This is a genomic window from Streptomyces sp. NPDC087859 (assembly GCF_044742595.1).
In the GTDB taxonomy this organism is placed as follows: Bacteria; Actinomycetota; Actinomycetes; order Streptomycetales; family Streptomycetaceae; genus Streptomyces; species Streptomyces canus_F.
In genome coordinates this window covers 254,229-272,004 of record NZ_JBIUUU010000004.1, presented here as the reverse complement: position 1 = coordinate 272,004, position 17,776 = coordinate 254,229, and the positions used below count along the sequence as shown (strand labels likewise).

Below are 17,776 nucleotides of genomic sequence, written 5' to 3'. Positions count from 1 at the left end.
GGCGTTGTGGCCTACCGGAACGGTGAGTTCGTGAGGCATCCGCACACCTCTGGAGGAAACCGTATGACCGCCCTGACCCGGTTGGAACGCGAGCAATTCCTGGCCGAACCCCACGTGGCCGCGCTGTCGGTGGACGGCGGAGAGGGACGGGCGCCGCTCTCCGTGCCGATCTGGTACCAGTACGAGCCCGGCGGCGACATCTGGATCCTCACCGGCCTCGGCTCCCGCAAGCAACGGCTGATCGAGGCGGCGGGCCGCTTCTCCCTCATGGTGGACACGGTCGAGCCGAAGCTGAAGTACGTGTCGGTGGAGGGCCCGGTCCTCGACACCACCCCCGCCACGATCGAACTCCTCCGGGAGATCTCCGCGCGCTACCTGCCGCCCGAGAAGGTGGAGGGGTACGTCGACTTCGCCTGGAAGAACCACGGCGAGCAGGTGATCATCCGGCTGCGCCCGGAACGCTGGGTGTCCTCGGACATCGGTTCGTTGTAGACGGCACCCCGGGTGAGAATCGTGTCATGGGAACAGATCTTCACGCACTCCTGAGATCACTGCGGGTATGGGCCCCCGAGGCCACCACCCTGCCCCCCTTCGACCCGGCCACCGCCCCCGCCGAACCACTCCCCCTCTTCACGGAGTGGTTCGCGGAGGCGGTGGCGGCGGGCCAGCCCGAACCGCACACGATGTCCCTGGCCACCTCGGACGAGGCCGGCCACCCGGACGTCCGCACGGTGATGCTGCACGGCGCCGACACCACGGGCTGGACCTTCGCCACCCACGTCACCAGCCGCAAGGGCCACCACCTCGCGACCCGCCCCTACGCCGCCCTCGGCTTCTACTGGCCGGCCCTGGGCCGCCAGGTCCGCGTCCGCGGCCCGGTCACCGCGGCCCCCGCCCAGGAGGGCCAGGCCGACCTCCACGCCCGCTCGACGGGAGCCCTGGCCGCCGCGCTCACCGGCCGCCAGAGCGAAGTCCTGGGCTCGCTGGAGGAGTTGGCCGAGGCCTCCGAGACGGCCTGGACCGAGGCCCAGTCCCGACCGGACGCCCCGGTCCCGACGTGGACCCTGTACCGCCTGGCCCCGCAGGAGGTGGAGTTCTTCCAGGGGGACGCCCGGCGACGCCATGTGCGGCTGGCGTATCGCCGTACGGAGGAGGGGTGGACGTCGACGTTGCTCTGGCCCTGACGGGACGGGCCCGCGTCCGCCGATCACCGCCGCCGCCCACCCGGCCGGCGTTCACCCCAGGAAGTCGTAGACCTCGAACTCGGCCACCCCCCGGTACCCCACCCTCCGATACAGCCCGTTGCTCGTGCTGTTCGCCAGATCCGTGAACAGCAGCACGTCCTGCGCCCCGGCCGCCAGCGCCCCCCGGCTCGCCTCCACCGTCGCGGCTCCCGCGTACCCCCGTCCCCGGAGCCCGGCCGGCGTATAGACGGGCGCCACCCGCACCTGCCCGGCGACCATGGGGTGCGTCCCGGCCATGGACACGGGCACCCCGTCCGGGGTCTCCCACAGGACCACGCCCCCGTACCGGATCCGGGCGTCGGCCCACGACTCGGCGTCACCGGCGGCGACATTCCCGACGGCCTCGGCGAACTCCTCGTGCCAGCGCACCAGCAGCTCGCGGTCCCGCGCCCCCGCGACCCTGGCCCGCCCCTGCGGCATCGGCGACGGCGGCGTCAACTCACCGAGGCGGTAGAGCCGTTGGCGCTGACACAGCTCGGCCTTGGCACCCGTGCGCCGCTGCCACGCCTCCGCGAAGGCAGCGGCCGTCGGCTGCTCGGCGGACACCCCCGGCAGGGCGTGCCCCAGCCCCGCCAGCTGCTCGGCCAGCGCCTCCAGCATCACCCCCTCCTCCGTCTCCGCCACGGCGAGCGGCGTGAGGGTCAGCCGGTACGGCGGCGTACAGAACCACGCCCCCCGGACCGCGCCCTCAGCCTCCAGCACCCCGAAGACCGGCGCCTCGGCCCCGTACGCCTGCGGCCCCCGCACCCGCAGTGTCTCGGTCACCGTCAGCGGGACGGTGTGCAGCACCGGCCGCGAGTGCAGGAAGGTTCCGGCAACGCCGAGGAACTCATCGAGATCCTCGATCACCACCCACCTCATCGACCCGCCACCTCCGGATCCGTGGCCAGCCGGGCGTGCAGATGGACATCCCGGAACGCGTCCTGCCGTCCCGCCTCGAACATCGCGCCCCGGAGCGTCCCCTCGTAGGGGAATCCGCAGCGCTCCGCTATCCGGCAGGACGCGTCGTGGCCGAGGGCGTGGCCGAGTTCGAGGCGGTGGAGGCGGAGGTCGGTGAAGGTCCAGCGGGCGACGAGGGTGAGGGCGCGGGCGGCGACGCGGTGGCCGCGGGCCTCGGGAAGGACCCAGTAGCCGATGCGGGCGACCCGTACGACGTGGTCGATCTCGTGGACGCCGACGTGCCCCAGTGTCGTGTCGCTGATCGCGTCCGTGACGCGGAAGGCGACGCTGACGCCGTCCGCCGCGGCCTCCGCGGCCGCGCGGAGCGAGGCGCGGGCGTCGTCGAGGTCGGCGATCGCCTTCAGGGGGGTGTTCCAGCGCCGGAACTCCGGGTCGGAGCGGCCGCGCAGCCAGATCTCGGCGTCGGCGTCGGAGTCCGCGTCCCAGTGGCGCAGGCGCAGCCCGTGGCCGAGCAGTTCGGGAGCGGGGTGGCTCGGGGACCGTTCACGTGTATGGGCCATCGGGCCATTGAATACGGAAGGAGGGGCGCTGATCACCCCTCTCCGGCGGAACATCTCATCCTCGCGGCCGGAACACCGGGATTCCCTGCCGGAAACCGACCTCCAGCGCCATGCCGGCCCGCAGTGTCCGCGGCGGGGCGTCCACGAGTTCCGTCATCATCCGTGGCCCTTCGGCGAGTTGGACGACTGCGGCGACGTAGGGCGTGCGCTCCCCGAAGGGCGGCAGGTCGTTGCGGTGGACGACGGACCAGGTGTAGAGCTCGGCCCGGCCGCTCGCCGGCTCCCATGTCACGTCCTCGCTCCAGCAGTGCGGGCAGAACTCGCGGGGGTAGTGGTGGGTGCGTCCGCACGCCCCGCAGCGGCGTACGAGCAGCCGCCCCGCTGCGGCCGCGTCCCAGTAGGTGCGCGTGAAAGCGTCCGGCTCCGGCACGTCGAAGCGCGCGTCCATCAGGAGCCCCCTCCCTCAGAAAAGGCCCAGCGCCGCGTCCAGCGACCACTTCTGCCAGGACATCCCGAACAACGCGACCACCGATATCAGCCCCATCATGGCGTTCTGCCCCTGCTCGGCCCAGTCATGGATCATCAGCGTGAAGTAGAGGACGTTGAGCAGCAGCCCGCCCACCAGAGCCACCGGGGTCAGCAGGCCGGCCACCAGCCCCAGCCCCACCGCCAGCTCCGCGTACACGACGACGTACGCCATCGTCCGCGGCCGGGGCGCGACCACCGTCTCGAAGCCCGAACGGACCGCGTTCCAGCGGTGCTTGGCGGCGACGTCCGCCGCCCACGCGATGCCGGTCCCCCGCTCGAACCAGCCCTTCCTGTCCTTGTGCCGCCAGCTCTCCAGCCACCACAGCCCGAGCCCGATCCGCAGCAGGGCCAGCCATTGCGCGCCCGTCAGCCAGATGGAGTCCATGGATCTGACGGTACGTCAGATAAAGCCCCGCAGGGAAGACCGTGTGTTCCACGTGGGAGAAACCTGTGCGGCGGCCTCGAAGCTGTGCGGCCGCGATGAATACGGCGAGATTGTTGGCAATGTTGTCGGCACTCACCTACGTTCGCAGACGCAAGGAGAAACCACAGCGATCCCGGGATCGTGCGAGCGAGAGGCCTCACCGTGAAGCACAGGGCAGTCAGGCGCAGGAGCGTCGTTCTGGGCATCGGCGCGACCGCCGGTGTCGCGGCAGTCGGCGGCATCGCCCTGAACGCGCAGGCGTCCGACACCGGCAGCGGCTCGTCCTCCTCCGACACCCTGGTCTTCGACAAGGACGCCTACACGGAGCTGACGACGACCGTCACCGACACGGAGGGCACCGAGCACTCGGTGACCTACCACTTCTGGAAGGCGATCACCTACGTCGCCAAGCCGGTGGACGAGAAGTACCAGAGCCTGGTCGTCAGCGTCCCCGTCGAGATCGACGGCAAGACGATCGACGCCTCGAACGCGCCGATCCTGTTCGCGAACTCCATCGGCGGGTACATGCCGTCCTCGGTGGCGGACGCCACCGGGATCGGGGCCGGGGGCATGTCCGGCGGCGGTGCGCCGAGCGGTGCACCCAGCGCCTCGACCGCCACCGCCCCCAACGCGAACGGGAACGGGAACACCAACGCCACCGGCGGTGCCACCGCGAGCAACCAGCTCCTCGCCCTCGCCGCCGGCTACGTCGTCATCGAGCCCGGCGCCCGCGGCCGTACCCTCAAGAACTCCTCCGGCGCGTACTACGGCACCGCCCCCACCGTGATCGTCGACCTCAAGGCGGCGGTCCGCTACATCCGCTCCAACAAGGGCCGCATCCCCGGCGACACCGACCGGATCGTCTCCGCCGGCACCAGCGCGGGCGGCGCCGTCTCCGCGCTGCTCGGCGCCTCCGGCGACAGCGAGCTCTACGACAAGGACCTCAAGGCGCTCGGCGCCGCCGACGCCTCCGACGCGATCTTCGCGACCGGCGCCTGGTGCCCGATCACCGACCTCGAGCACGCCGACGGCGCCTACGAGTGGAACTGGGGCACCAACGAGCTCAGCACCGGCAAGCAGGTCGACCAGACGGTCTCCAAGGAGCTCCGGGCGCAGTTCGCCGAGTACCAGGCGTCCCTGAAGCTCAAGGGCCTGGGCCGCTTCGGCACGCTGACCGCCCGGAACTACGACGCGTACCTGCTCAAGCAGTACATGGAGCCGTCCGCGACGGCCTACCTCGCCGCCCTCTCGGCCTCCGACCGTGCGACGTACCTGGCCGAGAACACCTTCATCACCTGGTCCGGCGGCAGGGCGACCTTCTCCTGGGCCGACTTCCTCACCCACGTCGGCGCCCGCAAGAAGAGCGTCCCGGCCTTCGACGCCTTCGACCTGTCGGCCGGCGAGAACAACGAGTTCGGCGCGGGCACCACCGAGAGCCGCCACTTCACGGCATACGGCGCCAAGAACGACTCCACGGGCCTCAGCAGCAAGCGGGTCGCGAGCGACATCCCCGAGAAGCTGAACCAGATGAACCCGATGTACCACCTGGAGCGGAAGAACCCGAGCCGCTCGAAGCACTGGTGGATCCGCCTCGGCACCAAGGACACCGACACCTCGCACGTCATCTCCGCCAACATCGCCGCCGCCGCGAACGGCCTCGGGGACGACGTCGATCACCTCTACTACTGGGACCAGGGCCACGGCGCGAACACCGACCCGGGCGACTTCATCACCTGGATCGCCAAGGTGACGGGCCACAAGAAGCGGTAGCCCCCGGCCGTACAGGCCCCCGAGGACGCGGTGCCGGTTTCCCGTCATAAGTTCCCGGCCACCGCCCGCCGCGGCGCCGAGCCCTTCGTACGCGGGCTCGGCGCCGCGGCTTTCCCACACTCCTCCGGCACAACCAGGTGACGTACGCCACGAGCCCCACCCACTCCTCCTACAGGCGTGATCAATCCGAAACCAATTCCGGTCTTGACCGAGACCCATCAACCTGAACCCTGATTACGCTCGCGCACATGGCCGACTCCGCAGCGCCCCCCGCGCCCTCCACCGCCCGCCCCGTGTACATCATCGGCGGCGGCCCGGGCGGGCTCGCCGTCGCCCACGCGCTGCGGGCCCAGGGCATACGTGCCGTGGTGCTGGAGAAGTCCGACCGCGTCGGGGCGTCCTGGCGGCGCCACTACGACCGGCTCCACCTGCACACCACCCGCCGCCTCTCGGCCCTCCCGGGGCTCGCGATGCCGCGCCGGTTCGGGCGCTGGGTGTCGCGCGACGACGTCGTCCGCTACCTGGAGAAGTACGCCGAGCACCATGAGCTGGAGATCGTCACCGGCGTGGAGGTATCCCGCGTCGAACGCTCCCCGGACGGCACCGGCTGGCTTCTGCACGCCACCGGCGGCCGCGAACTGACCGGCGCCGCGGTGGTCGTGGCGACCGGGTACAACCACACACCGCTGGTGCCGGACTGGCCGGGCCTCACCACCTACCCCGGCGAGCTCGTGCACGCCGCCGACTACCGCAACCCCCAGCCCTACGCCGGCCGGGACGTCCTGGTCGTCGGCATCGGCAACACCGGTGCCGAGATCGCCGTGGACCTGGTGGAGGGCGGGGCCGAACGCGTCCGTCTGTCCGTGCGCACCGCCCCGCACATCGTCCGCCGCTCGACGGCGGGCTGGGCCGCCCAGTACACGGGTGTGCTCGTACGACGGCTGCCGGTCGGGCTCGTCGACCGGCTCGCCCGGCCCCTGGCGAAGCTCAGCGTGCCCGACCTGTCCGAGCACGGCCTGCCCCGCCCCGACACCGGCCTCTACACCCGGGTCCACCAGGGGGCCATCCCCGTCCAGGACGTCGGCCTCATCGACGCCGTGCGCAAGGGCGAGGTCGAGGTCGTGGCCGCCGTCGACGGCTTCGAGAAGGACGAGGTGCTCCTCGCCGACGGCACCCGCGTCACCCCGGACACCGTGATCGCGGCCACCGGATACGCCCGCTCCCTGGAGGACCTCGTCGGCCACCTCGACGTCCTCGACGCGCGGGGGCTGCCGGTGGTCAACGGCGCCGGCACCCCGCAGAACGCGCCCGGCCTCCACTTCACCGGCTTCGTCACCCCCATCAGCGGCACGTTCCGCGAGGTGGCGATCGACGCGGTGAAGATCGCGAAGGCGATCGCCAAGGACGGGGCCCGGCAGGTCTCCAGGCTTCCCGTCTGACGCGGGAACCCTCAACTCGCTGACGTACCGCTTTCGTTACTCATGGGTCAGAAGTGCCCGGAGAGCTGTACGGCGCCACCGCATGGGGCCAGAATGTGAGCACTGTTCATGTTCTGGCTCCACTCCAACCTCTCGCACCTGACGGAGGATGCACGTGGCACGTGAAAGACAGCTCCCCCAGCCCGCCCAACTCCCCCGGCCCTCCCGGCTCTCCCGCCGCACCCTGCTGGGCGGTGCCGCCGCCACCGCCGGTGCCGCCGCCCTCGCCGGCACCGCGGCCTCGCCCGCCGCCGCGGCCACCCGTGAGGCCGACGTGGTCGTCATCGGCGCCGGGCTCGCCGGCCTCACCGCGGCCCGCGACCTGGTGGCGGCCGGCAAATCCGTGATCGTCCTGGAGGCCCGCGACCGCGTCGGCGGCCGGGTCGTGAACCTCCCGCTCGCGAACGGCGGGGTCACCGAGGGCGGCGGCGAGTTCATCGGCCCCACTCAGGACCGCATCAAGGCCCTCGCGGACTCCCTCGGCGTGGGCACCTTCGCCACCTACAACACCGGCAAGAACCTGCTCTACAAGGACGGCAAGAAGACCGCGTACGCCACCGACGGTCTCCTCGGCTCGGTCCCGCCCATCGACGCGGCCGGCCTCGCCAACGCCGCGATCGTGCAGGCCACCCTGGACGACCTGGCCAAGCAGATACCGGTGGACGCGCCCTGGACCGCCGCGAAGGCCGATGAATGGGACCGGCAGACCTTCGAGACCTGGCTGCGCGCCAACGCCGTCATCCCGTCGGCCAAGTTCCTCTTCGACGTGGCCTGCACCTCGATCTTCTCGGCCGAACCCCGTGAACTGTCCTTCCTGTTCGTGCTCTTCTACATCGCCGCCGCGGGCAACGAGACCAACGTCGGCACCCTGGAGCGCCTCACCGAGACCGCGAACGGCGCCCAGGAACTGCGTTTCGTCGGCGGCTCCCAGCTGGTGCCGATCAAGCTCGCCGCCACCCTCGGCGACCGGGTGGTGCTGAACGCCCCGGTGCGCACCATCGCCAAGTCCGGCGGCAAGTACGTCGTGACGGCCGACGGCACCACCGTCACCGCCAAGAAGGTCGTCGTCGCCGTGCCCCCGCCGATCGCCGCCCGCATCACCTACGACCCGCTGCTCCCTGCCTCCCGCGACCAGCTCACCCAGCGGCTGCCGATGGCCTCGGTCGGCAAGGCCATCGCGATCTACGACACCCCGTTCTGGCGTGCCGACGGCCTCAACGGCCAGGTCGTCAGCGACACCGGGGTGATCAGCTCCACCTTCGACAACTCCCCGCCCGACGCCTCCTACGGCGCCCTGATGGGCTTCATCGAGGCCGACGAGGCCCGCAAGTACGACGGGGCGAGCGAGGCGGAGGTCAAGGCGGCCGTCCTGAAGGACTACACGACCTACTTCGGCGCGAAAGCGGCCTCCCCCACCTCCTTCGTCCTGCAACGCTGGAACAACGAGGCCTACACCCGGGGCGGCCCCGTATCCATCGCCGCCCCGGGCGTCCTGACCCAGTACGGCCCCTCCCTGCGCGCTCCCGTCGGCGGCATCCACTGGGCCGGCACGGAGACCTCCATCCACTGGATGGGGTTCATGGACGGTGCGGTGCGGTCGGGCGAGCGGGTGGCGAAGGAGGTACTGGCGGTGCTGTGAGCGGTGCCGTCGGCGTGCTCTGCCCAACTTTGTGTGCACAGCCATTCCTGACACAGCGTCAGTTCCTTTAATCTGACACTGCGTCAGTTAATCGCTGTCACACAGGAGCGGGCGGACCGATGCTTGGATCAACCCACGGCACCCTCACCACCGACTCCCGCCGGGCCCGGGTCATCGCTTGCGGCGAGCAACCCGGGCCCGCCGTCCACGGCAGGCCGGCCGATGTCGACGACCTCGACGTCAGCGGACGGCCGCTGTACTGCGACGTCCCCGATCTGGACCGGTTCTTCCGGCCGGAGTCGGTCGCCGTCATCGGCGCCTCCGACGCCGAGGGGCGCCCGAACACCGGTGTCACCCGGCAGTTGGTGGCCTGGGCCGAGCGGGTCGGGGCCCGGCTGCACCCGGTGCACCCCACCCGCCCGTCCGTCTTCGGCATCCCCTGCTCCCCTTCCGTCGCCGACCTGCCCGAACAGGTCGATCTCGCCGTGCTGCTGATCGCCGACCCCCTTCCCGTGGTCGAGGAACTCGCCGAGGCCAAGGTGAAGTTCGCGGTCGTCTTCGCCTCCGGGTTCGCGGAGACCGGCGAGGAGGGCGCCGCCGCGCAGGCCCGGCTCTCCGCCGCCGTACGACGGTCGGGGATACGGCTGCTGGGGCCCAACACCAACCTCAACGCCTTCGAGCGGTTCCGCGACGACCTCGACGGACCGGCGATCGCCCTCATCACCCAGTCCGGTCACCAGGGCCGCCCCGTCTTCGCTCTCCAGGAACTCGGCATCCGCCTCTCCCACTGGGCACCGACCGGCAACGAGGCCGACCTGGAGACCGCCGACTTCCTCTCCTACTTCGCCGAGCGGCCCGAGGTCGGCGCGATCGCCTGCTACGTCGAGGGACTGAAGGACGGCCGTTCCTTCCTGCTCGCCGCCGACCGGGCCGCCCGCCGCAAGGTGCCGGTGGTCGCGGTCAAGGTGGGCCGCACCGAGACCGGCGCCCGCACGGCCGCCTCCCACACCGGCAAGCTGACCGGCGCGGACGCGGTGGTGGACGCGGCGATGCGGCAGTACGGGGTGATTCGGGTCGACGGTCTCGACGAACTCCAGGACACCGCCGCCCTGTTGGCCCGCGCCCGCCCGCCGCGCGCCGAGGGGGTCGTCGTCTGTTCGATCTCGGGCGGCACGGGCGCGCACTTCGCCGACCTGGCGACGGAGGCGGGGCTGAGGCTGCCCACCCTCTCGGACACCAAGCAGGCCGAACTGCACCAGTGGATACCCGAGTACCTGAACGTGGCCAACCCGGTGGACAACGGCGGCCATCCGGTCGGCGACTGGCGCGGCCGGAAGATCATCGACGCGATCCTCGACGACCCGGCGGTCGGGGTGCTGATCTGCCCGGTCACCGGCCCCTTCCCGCCCCTGAGCGACAAGCTCGTCCAGGACCTGGTGGACGCGGCCGAGCGGACGGACAAGCTGGTCTGCGTGGTGTGGGGCTCGCCGGTCGGCACCGAGCCGGCCTACCGCGAGGTCCTCCTCGGCTCCTCCCGGGTGGCCACCTTCCGCACGGTCGGGAACTGCATCACCGCGGTCCGCGCCTACCTCGACCACCACCGCTTCGTCGCCGCCTACCGCTCCCCCCTCGACGAGGCCCCGCGCACCACGTCCCCGTCCTTCCGCAAGGCGCAGGCCCTGATGCGCCCGGGCCAGCAGCTGAGCGAGCACGCGGCGAAGCAACTGCTGCGGGCGTACGGCATCCGCGTACCGCGCGAGCAGCTGGTGACCAGCGCGGCGGCGGCCGTACGGGCGGCGGGCCAGGTGGGCTACCCGGTGGTGATGAAGGCGTCCGGCGCGCAGATCGCCCACAAGACCGAACTCGGCCTGGTGAAGATCGAGCTCACCTCCGCCAGCCAGGTCCGGGACGCCTACCGGGAGTTGACCGACATCGCCCGCTACGAGGGCGTCTCCCTGGACGGCGTCCTGGTCTGCCAGATGGTCGAGCGGGGTGTCGAGATGGTCGTCGGCGTCACCCATGACGACCTCTTCGGACCGACCGTCACGGTCGGGCTCGGCGGGGTGCTGGTCGAGGTCCTGCGCGACACCGCCGTACGCGTGCCCCCCTTCGGGGAGGAACAGGCCCGGGACATGTGCGGTGAGCTGCGCGGGCGGGCCCTGCTGGACGGGGTCCGGGGGCGCCCCCCGGCGGACCTCGACGCGCTCGTCGAGGTCGTCCTGCGGGTGCAGCGCATGGCGCTGGAGCTCGGGGACGAGCTGGCCGAACTGGACATCAACCCGCTGATGGTGCTGCCCCGCGGGCAGGGTGCCGTGGCGCTGGACGCGCTGGCGGTGTGCCGCTGATGGCGTCGGCAGGGGTGCGCCAGGAGACGCGCGACCAGGTCTCGCACATCACGCTCGACCGGCCCGAGGCCCTCAACGCCCTCACCCCCGGGCAGCGGGACCACGTCATCGGGCTGCTCGGCGACGCCTCCGGCGACCCGGAGGTGCGGGCCGTGGTGCTGACCGGTACGGGGCGGGGGTTCTGTGCGGGCGCGGATCTACGCGGCGCGCCCGCGGGCGGCGACCGGGTCCCCGGTGACGTCGCCCGCACGATCCGGCTCGGCGCCCAGCGGCTGATCACGGCCGTCCTCGACTGCGAGAAGCCCGTGATCGCCGCGGTGAACGGGACGGCGGCGGGCATCGGCGCGCACCTCGCGTTCGCCTGCGACCTCGTCCTCGCGGCCGAATCGGCCCGGTTCATCGAGGTGTTCGTGCGCCGGGGACTCGTGCCGGACGGAGGTGGCGCGTATCTGCTGACCCGGCTGATCGGTCCGCGGCGCGCCAAGGAGCTGATGTTCTTCGGAGACGCGCTGAGTGCCGCCGACGCCGAGCGTCTCGGCCTGGTCAACCGGGTCGTGCCGGACGGGGAGCTGGACAAGACGGCCCGTGAATGGGCGGCCCGCCTCGCCGCGGGGCCGACCCGCGCCCTCGTCCTGACCAAGCAGCTCGTCAACGCCTCCCTCGACAGCGACCGCGCCACCGCGTTCGCCGCGGAGGCCGCCGCGCAGGAGATCAACATGACGACCGAGGACGCCCAGGAGGGGGTGGCGAGCTTCGTGGAGCGGCGGAGCCCGGAGTTCCGGGGGCGGTGACTCAGTCCCGGGTGAGGATCCGCAGGGCTCCCGCGTCCGGGTCGCCGAACAGGACGAACAGCTCGGGCTCGCGCTCGGTGCCGCCGATCGTCCAGAGCGTCGGCGTCCCGCATCCGCCGTCGAGGCGCAGGCCGACGCCGTCACGGTCCGCGTCCTCGTCCTTGTCCGCCCGCACCGGTTCCCAGGCGCCGGTGCCCTCGCACACGGTGTAGGGCGGGTCGGCGGACCAGTCGTCGTGCTCCGCCACGGTGGGCAGCGCGGTGAGTTCGGCCCGGCCGCCCGGGTGCAGCCGCAGGACCGAGCCGTCCTCGCCACGCCATACGCCGGCGAGCTGCCCGGCGGACAGCTTCGGGGGCTCGTACTCCTTGACGATCCCGGTCTCGGTGGCCAGTACGGCGCCCCCGAAGACGACCATGAACAGCACGAAGGAAACGCCCGCCGACAGGATCCAGGTCCCCGCACACCCCCATGCCCGCTCACGGGACCGGCCACTGCGCCCGAAGTACGCCACACCGAGCACCGGGAGGACCCCGAGGGCCACGAAGGCGGCGGCCGTGGCGGCGAACGGCAGGCCGCCCGGCACGGCGACGGCCCCTGCCCAGACCACCCCGAGTACTGCCGCCCACGCCAGGTGCCACAGCCACTCGGGTCCGCCGGCGCGGCGGACGGTGAGCCGGGCGAGCACGGCGGCCGGCAGGGTCTGCGCGCACGCGTGCAGCAGTCCCAGGAACGGCATCCACAGCGGTGCGAGGAGGAACAGGCAGACCAGCCCGAACGCGGAGCCCGAGCCACCATAGTCATCGCCCGTCGTGACGCCGACGTACCCGATCAGAAGGGCCGCCGGCAGCTGTGCCGCCCCCACCGCAGCGGCCGCGTTCACCGTGACCGCGTCCCCGGCCCGCCGGGCACGCCCGAGCTCCCGCCGTATGTCTCCCCACCCCATGCGCGCAGCGTACGCAGCCGCCTTCGCCGCCCTCGCACACCCCTTCCTATCTGACGAACCGTCAGCTTCAATGGGACGTGTGATGGGACAAGCAGGTATGGCCGAGGCCGCCGTCCGCTATCTCCGGTCGGCCGGCGCGGCACCCGTGGAGGCGTTGCCGCGGCCCGAGCTGCGCTGTGTCCGCGAGGACGAGCGTGCGCCGGTCGGACCGACCGAGTTCCGGCGGGTGCTCGGGAGCTTCGCGTCCGGCGTGGCCGTCGTCACCTCACCCGCCGCCGAGGGCGCGGAGGGCCCCGCCGGCTTCGCCTGCCAGTCCTTCGCCGCCCTGTCCCTCGACCCGCCCCTCGTCGCCTTCATGGTCGGCCGTACGTCGACGACCTGGCCCCGTATCGCCCGCGCCGGGGTCTTCTGCGTCAACGTCCTCGCCGCCCACCAGGGCGAGCTGTGCCGTGGCTTCGCGGTGAGCGGCGCGGACAAGTTCGCGGGCGTCGCCTTCGACGCGGCACCGGCGTCCGGCTCACCGCGACTGGCGGACACGCTCGCGTGGATCGACTGCACGATCCACGCGGTGCACACCGGCGGCGACCACCTCATCGTGGTGGGGCGGGTGGACGCGCTGGGGACGGGCGACGAGGACCGGGCACCCCTGCTGTTCCACAAGGGGCGGTTCGTCTAGGGCCTGGTCCGCCGGACAGGCCCTACGGCACGGCCGGGACCAGCGCGGCCGGCCTGCGCCGGATCACCAGCGCCATCAGCGCCGCCGCCGCGCACAGCGCCCCGGACGCGTACCAGATCATGTCGTACTCGCCGAAGACGTCCCGCACCACACCGCCGACGAAGGCGACGAGGGCCGCCCCGACCTGGTGCGAGGCGAGGACCCAGCCGAAGACGATCGCGCTGTCGTCGCCGTAGTGCTCACGGCACAGGGCGACGGTGGGCGGGACGGTGGCGACCCAGTCGAGGCCGTAGAAGACGATGAAGAAGAGCATCGGCGGGTGGACGCTCGGCCCGAGCAGCATGGGCAGGAACAGCAGCGAGATGCCGCGCAGGGCGTAGTACACCGCGAGCAGCCGGCGCGCGTCGAAGCGGTCGGTGAACCAGCCCGAGGCGATGGTGCCGACCACGTCGAACACCCCGATGACCGCGAGCAGCGAGGCCGCCGCCGTGATGGGCATGCCGTGGTCGTGGGCGGCCGGCACGAAGTGGGTCTGGATCAGGCCGTTGGTGGAGGCGCCGCAGATCGCGAAGGTGCCGGCGAGCAGCCAGAACGGGCCGGTGCGGGCGGCCTTGAAGAGCACGGTGACCGCGCGGCGGCCGGCGCCCGGCACGGGTTCCGGCTTCGGCACGAACTCCTTCGCGCCGTACGGCTTCAGGCCCACGTCGGCCGGGTGGTCGCGCAGCAGCAGCCAGACGAAGGGGACGACCGCGAGGGCCGCGAGGGACACCGTCACCGCCGCCGGGCGCCAGCTGTGGTTCTCCACCATCCAGGACAGCGCGGGCAGGAAGATCAGCTGGCCGGAGGCCGAGGCGGCCGTCAGGATGCCGGTGACCAGGCCGCGCCGTTCGGTGAACCAGCGGTTGGTGACCGTCGCCGCGAACGCCAGCGCCATCGAGCCGGAGCCCAGACCGACCAGCAGGCCCCAGCACAGCAGCAGCTGCCAGGCCGCCGTCATCCACACCGTCAGCCCCGAGCCGGCCGCGATCACGGTCAGCGCCACGGCGACGACCCGGCGGATGCCGTAGCGGTCCATCAGCGCGGCAGCGAAGGGTGCGGTGAGCCCGTACAGCGCGAGGTTGACCGAGACGGCCGCGCCGATCGTGCCGCGCGACCAGCCGAAGTCCTCGTGCAACGGGTCGATGAGCAGTCCGGGCAGCGAGCGGAAGGCGGCCGCGCCGATGATCGTCACGAAGGTGACGGCGGCGACGAACCAGGCGCGGTGGATGCGGGTGCGGTGGAGGCGGGTGCGCTTCTTTCCCGTGCGGGGTGCCTGTGCGGCGGCTTCGGTTGTCTGGGTCACGACATAGAGCTTCCGGCCTGGCCGCCCGCCGATCCACTGGCCCGAAGGACAGCATTCGTTAGGATCGGGCCATGGCCGCGTCCGAGGAACCGTTCCGCCCGCACCGCGTCGCCGTCCTCGCCATGGATGGCCTGCTCCCCTTCGAGCTGGGCATCCCGCACCGCATCTTCGACCGCCCCAGGGACCGTCTGGGGCGGCCTCTGTACGAGGTCGTCACCTGCTCGATCCGGCCGCCGGGCCCGGTCCGCACGGACTCCGACTTCGACGTCATGGTCGCCAACGGCCCGCAGACCCTGGCCACCGCGGACACCGTGATCGTCCCGGCGTCCTACGAGTTCGGCCCGGTCTACGAGGACGGTGTCCTGACCCCCGAGCTGGCCGCCGCGCTCGCCCACATCCGGCCCGGCACCCGGCTCGCCTCCATCTGCACCGGCGTCTACGTCCTCGCCGCCGCGGGCTACCTCGACGGCCGCCCCGCCACCACGCACTGGGCCGACGCCGAGCGCCTCCAGCGGCTCTTCCCGCAGATCAGGGTCGACCCGAACGTCCTGTACGTCGACGACGGCGACGTCCTCACCTCCGCGGGCGTCGCCGCCGGCATCGACCTGTGCCTGCACATGCTCCGCCGCGACCACGGCAGCGCCGTCGCCAACGCGGTGGCCCGGCGCACGGTCGTACCACCGCACCGCGAGGGCGGCCAGGCCCAGTACATCCGGCGCCCCGTGCCGGAGCCCCAGCTGGCCACCACGACCACCGCCCGCGCCTGGGCCCTGGGCCGCCTCCACGAGCCGATCCAGCTGCGGGACATGGCCGAGCAGGAGTCGATGTCCGTGCGGACCTTCACGCGCCGCTTCCGCGAGGAGGTCGGCATCAGCCCCGGACAGTGGCTCACCCAGCAGCGGGTGGAGCACGCCCGGCACCTGCTGGAGTCCACCGACCTCTCCGTCGACCAGATCGCCCGCGACGCCGGCTTCGGCACGGCCCAGTCGATGCGCCAGCACCTACAGGCGGCGCTCGGCGTCACGCCCACCAGCTATCGGCGCACCTTCCGCACGGGGAGCGGGATCAACGGGTAGGCCCACGACAGGGCTCGAGCCCCCGCGGGCGCCATCGTCGGACAGCTCAGCGACGTCATGCGAGCCCCGCACGACGGCATCGAGGGGCGGGGGCGCGGCGCCACGCGGGCCCGGCAGGACGCCGTCACCGGCGACAGCCGACCCTGCGGGAAGCAGCGGGTAGGCCCACGGCAGGGCACAAGCCCCCGCGGCCAACACCGACCGACAGGCCAACGGCGCCACGCAGGCCCGGCAGGACGGCATCACCGGCAGCAGCCAGGCCCAGCGGCATCGTCGGTCAGGTCCGCCACGGTCCCTGAGCCCGCGGCAGCGTCAGGAGCGGCCGACTCGGCGGTCGCGACAGCCAGGCCCGCCACGGCACCCGAGCTCGCGGCATCGGCGGCCGACCCCGTGCCCTCCGGCCGTATCCCTGCTTTCGCCGTGCCCTCCCGCCGTACCTCTCCCCACCACCCGAGCGCCGTCAGCAGCAACGTCAGCGCCACGCCCGCCAGGATCGCCGTGGACGGCGTCACCACCTGGAGCAGCCCACCGGCGAGGGACCCGGTGGCCGCGTACCCCGCGCCCGCGGCCGCGTACATCACGGAGTACCCCGCGGCCAGCGCGCCCGGCGGCAGCGCCTCCCGCAGGGACAGGTTGCGGGTGATCAGCGCGCCCGACTGGAGCGTGCCCGCCAGGACGAGGGCGACCGCGATCCCGGCCGCCCCCGGTATCAGCGCGGCGAGGCTCACGAAGACCGACATCCCGCACATCAGCACCACACTGCGCCCCCGGAGCCGCCCCGGCCACGACCGCAGCCCGTACACGAACGCCCCGAGCCCCGCCCCGACCGCCAGCCCCGCCAGCATCGGCCCGGACCAGCCGACCCCGATGCCGCGCTGTTCCAGCAAGGCGGGCAACGTCAGTTCCGCCAGACCGAGCAGCGTGAGGCTCGCCGCGCCCGTGACGTACACCGGCCAGGCGCGCAGCAGCACTGCGATCCGGCCCGACTCCGCGCCCCGCTCGCCCGTGTCCCAACGGGCCGGCAGCCACCGGTGCCCCGCGATCGACAGCGCCATCAGCGCGGCCCCGAGCAGCAGCGGGAGTCGCGGCGCGACCCCGAGGGCGAGCCCGGCGACCGCGACCGGGGAGACGGCCCACACCCCGGACATCAGCATCGACTCGGCGGACAGCGCCTGTGCCACGGACCGCTCCGGGACCAGCGAGGTCAGCAGCGCCCGCTGCCCTCCGGCGGCCGCGGCCGGAGCCGCCCCGGCCAGGAACGCGAACACGCCCAGCACCACGGGATGCGCCCCGGCCAGCACTCCGAGCCCCGCGAACCCGGCCGCCCCGCCCGCGAGCCCGAGCATCAGGTGGCGCCGGCCCCGCGCCGGGTCCATCCGCATCCCGAGCACCGGCGCCCCGATGATCTCGCCGATCACATACGCCGCCGCGAGCGCCGCCCCCAACGTGTAGCCGCCGGGGCGCTCGCGCACCAGGAAGACCAGTGCCAACGGGGCCATGGCGACCGGAATACGGGCGGCGACGGCGGTGCAGGCCCAGATGAGGACCGGTTTGGTGGCGACGTCTCGGTAGGTCATGAGTCGAAGCTACGGCCCCGCACCGACAGCGCCCCAGGAGTTTTCCGGCGCCTGTGGAAAACCCCTGGCATGTCCATAACGCGGGGCAATGCGCCCAGCCCTCACGGCACATGGGACTCTGCGTCAGCAGACGAGCCCGGTGGGAGCACCCGTGACACTCGAGGAACTGGTCAGCCGGCTGGCCGAGACGGACGACGGCCTGACCGTCTTCGCCGCCGAGCCCTGGACGGCGCGGAGCGACGCGACGGCCGTCCCCAACCCGGGCGGTTCGAGCCGGCCGGACGCGGAGGGCCGCACCTATCTCCTGGAAGTCGTCCTGATCCGCGACGTCCTGGAGACCTGGCGGGCGCACCGTGGCGGCGCCGTCCCCTCCCCTCGAGAAGCCTGCGCGGCAGTCATCCACTACGCCGAGCACGACGCATACCAGCACCCGGACGAAGAGCCGCCCCTTTCCCCGTGACCACGGGCCAGGGAACCCTCCGT

17 protein-coding genes are annotated in these 17,776 nt (G+C 72.5%); 10 read left to right on the top strand and 7 right to left on the bottom strand.

Features of this window, described 5'->3' with window-relative positions; translation table 11 throughout:
• Positions 1 to 63: 63 nt before the first annotated feature.
• Together ACIOHP_RS11365 and ACIOHP_RS11360 are read left to right on the top strand one after the other, a co-directional pair.
• Positions 64 to 492, top strand: coding sequence for a pyridoxamine 5'-phosphate oxidase family protein (locus ACIOHP_RS11365; RefSeq protein WP_401885866.1), 429 nt, complete (start codon positions 64 to 66; stop codon positions 490 to 492).
• Positions 493 to 518: 26 nt separating this feature from the next.
• A complete protein-coding gene (locus ACIOHP_RS11360) occupies positions 519 to 1,184 on the top strand; it encodes a pyridoxal 5'-phosphate synthase (protein WP_401885862.1) in 666 nt (221 codons plus the stop codon).
• Between the two features lie 51 nt (positions 1,185 to 1,235).
• Here the strand turns inward: ACIOHP_RS11360 and ACIOHP_RS11355 are convergent, their stop codons facing one another.
• Genes ACIOHP_RS11355 through ACIOHP_RS11340 form a run of 4 tightly spaced genes read right to left on the bottom strand, consistent with a single transcriptional unit; the run spans position 1,236 to position 3,617 of the window.
• Positions 1,236 to 2,105, bottom strand: coding sequence for a GNAT family N-acetyltransferase (locus ACIOHP_RS11355; protein WP_401885859.1), 870 nt, complete (start codon positions 2,103 to 2,105; stop codon positions 1,236 to 1,238).
• The gene (locus ACIOHP_RS11350) at positions 2,102 to 2,704 is read right to left on the bottom strand and encodes a GNAT family N-acetyltransferase (protein WP_401885856.1); all 603 of its coding nucleotides are present in this window, start codon (positions 2,702 to 2,704) and stop codon (positions 2,102 to 2,104) included. Before ACIOHP_RS11350 ends, ACIOHP_RS11355 begins: the two co-directional genes overlap by 4 nt.
• A 55-nt stretch (positions 2,705 to 2,759) precedes the next feature.
• The gene (locus tag ACIOHP_RS11345; RefSeq protein ID WP_401885851.1) at positions 2,760 to 3,152 is read right to left on the bottom strand and encodes a Zn-ribbon domain-containing OB-fold protein; all 393 of its coding nucleotides are present in this window, start codon (positions 3,150 to 3,152) and stop codon (positions 2,760 to 2,762) included.
• A 15-nt stretch (positions 3,153 to 3,167) separates the two neighbouring features.
• Complete coding sequence (locus tag ACIOHP_RS11340; protein ID WP_361538390.1) at positions 3,168 to 3,617, bottom strand: DoxX family protein; 450 nt, start codon at positions 3,615 to 3,617, stop codon at positions 3,168 to 3,170.
• Between the two features lie 201 nt (positions 3,618 to 3,818).
• On the opposite strand from ACIOHP_RS11340, the gene ACIOHP_RS11335 reads away from it, so the two are divergent.
• The 5 genes from ACIOHP_RS11335 (at position 3,819) to ACIOHP_RS11315 (ending at position 11,679) form a co-directional block, all read left to right on the top strand.
• Positions 3,819 to 5,426, top strand: coding sequence for a subtype B tannase (locus ACIOHP_RS11335; RefSeq protein ID WP_401885845.1), 1,608 nt, complete (start codon positions 3,819 to 3,821; stop codon positions 5,424 to 5,426).
• Between the two features lie 248 nt (positions 5,427 to 5,674).
• Positions 5,675 to 6,865 carry a flavin-containing monooxygenase gene (locus ACIOHP_RS11330; RefSeq protein WP_401885843.1) on the top strand — a complete coding sequence of 397 codons (1,191 nt, stop codon included), beginning with the start codon at positions 5,675 to 5,677 and terminating at the stop codon, positions 6,863 to 6,865.
• A 154-nt stretch (positions 6,866 to 7,019) separates the two neighbouring features.
• Positions 7,020 to 8,543, top strand: a complete 1,524-nt coding sequence (locus ACIOHP_RS11325; RefSeq protein ID WP_401885839.1) for a flavin monoamine oxidase family protein — start codon at positions 7,020 to 7,022, stop codon at positions 8,541 to 8,543.
• A 119-nt stretch (positions 8,544 to 8,662) separates the two neighbouring features.
• On the top strand, positions 8,663 to 10,888 hold the full coding sequence (locus ACIOHP_RS11320) for an acetate--CoA ligase family protein (RefSeq protein ID WP_401885836.1): 2,226 nt from the start codon (positions 8,663 to 8,665) through the stop codon (positions 10,886 to 10,888).
• Positions 10,888 to 11,679 (top strand): enoyl-CoA hydratase/isomerase family protein, encoded by a 792-nt coding sequence (locus ACIOHP_RS11315; RefSeq protein WP_401885831.1) that lies wholly within the window; start codon positions 10,888 to 10,890, stop codon positions 11,677 to 11,679. Before ACIOHP_RS11320 ends, ACIOHP_RS11315 begins: the two co-directional genes overlap by 1 nt.
• 1 nt (position 11,680) lies before the next feature.
• On the opposite strand, the gene ACIOHP_RS11310 is transcribed toward ACIOHP_RS11315, so the two are convergent.
• Positions 11,681 to 12,622, bottom strand: coding sequence for a hypothetical protein (locus tag ACIOHP_RS11310; protein ID WP_401885825.1), 942 nt, complete (start codon positions 12,620 to 12,622; stop codon positions 11,681 to 11,683).
• A gap of 82 nt (positions 12,623 to 12,704) precedes the next feature.
• Here ACIOHP_RS11310 and ACIOHP_RS11305 point away from each other — a divergent pair, with 82 nt between their 5' ends.
• On the top strand, positions 12,705 to 13,298 hold the full coding sequence (locus tag ACIOHP_RS11305; protein WP_361538404.1) for a flavin reductase family protein: 594 nt from the start codon (positions 12,705 to 12,707) through the stop codon (positions 13,296 to 13,298).
• Between the two features lie 22 nt (positions 13,299 to 13,320).
• Here the strand turns inward: ACIOHP_RS11305 and ACIOHP_RS11300 are convergent, their stop codons facing one another.
• Positions 13,321 to 14,640, bottom strand: a complete 1,320-nt coding sequence (locus ACIOHP_RS11300) for an MFS transporter (RefSeq protein ID WP_401885819.1) — start codon at positions 14,638 to 14,640, stop codon at positions 13,321 to 13,323.
• Positions 14,641 to 14,711: 71 nt separating this feature from the next.
• On the opposite strand from ACIOHP_RS11300, the gene ACIOHP_RS11295 reads away from it, so the two are divergent.
• Positions 14,712 to 15,716, top strand: a complete 1,005-nt coding sequence (locus tag ACIOHP_RS11295) for a GlxA family transcriptional regulator (RefSeq protein ID WP_401885816.1) — start codon at positions 14,712 to 14,714, stop codon at positions 15,714 to 15,716.
• Positions 15,717 to 15,958: 242 nt separating this feature from the next.
• On the opposite strand, the gene ACIOHP_RS11290 is transcribed toward ACIOHP_RS11295, so the two are convergent.
• Entirely contained in the window at positions 15,959 to 17,293 is a 1,335-nt protein-coding gene (locus ACIOHP_RS11290; RefSeq protein ID WP_401885812.1) for an MFS transporter, read from the bottom strand.
• A 151-nt stretch (positions 17,294 to 17,444) separates the two neighbouring features.
• On the opposite strand from ACIOHP_RS11290, the gene ACIOHP_RS11285 reads away from it, so the two are divergent.
• The gene (locus tag ACIOHP_RS11285; RefSeq protein ID WP_401885810.1) at positions 17,445 to 17,753 is read left to right on the top strand and encodes a hypothetical protein; all 309 of its coding nucleotides are present in this window, start codon (positions 17,445 to 17,447) and stop codon (positions 17,751 to 17,753) included.
• Positions 17,754 to 17,776 lie beyond the last annotated feature (23 nt).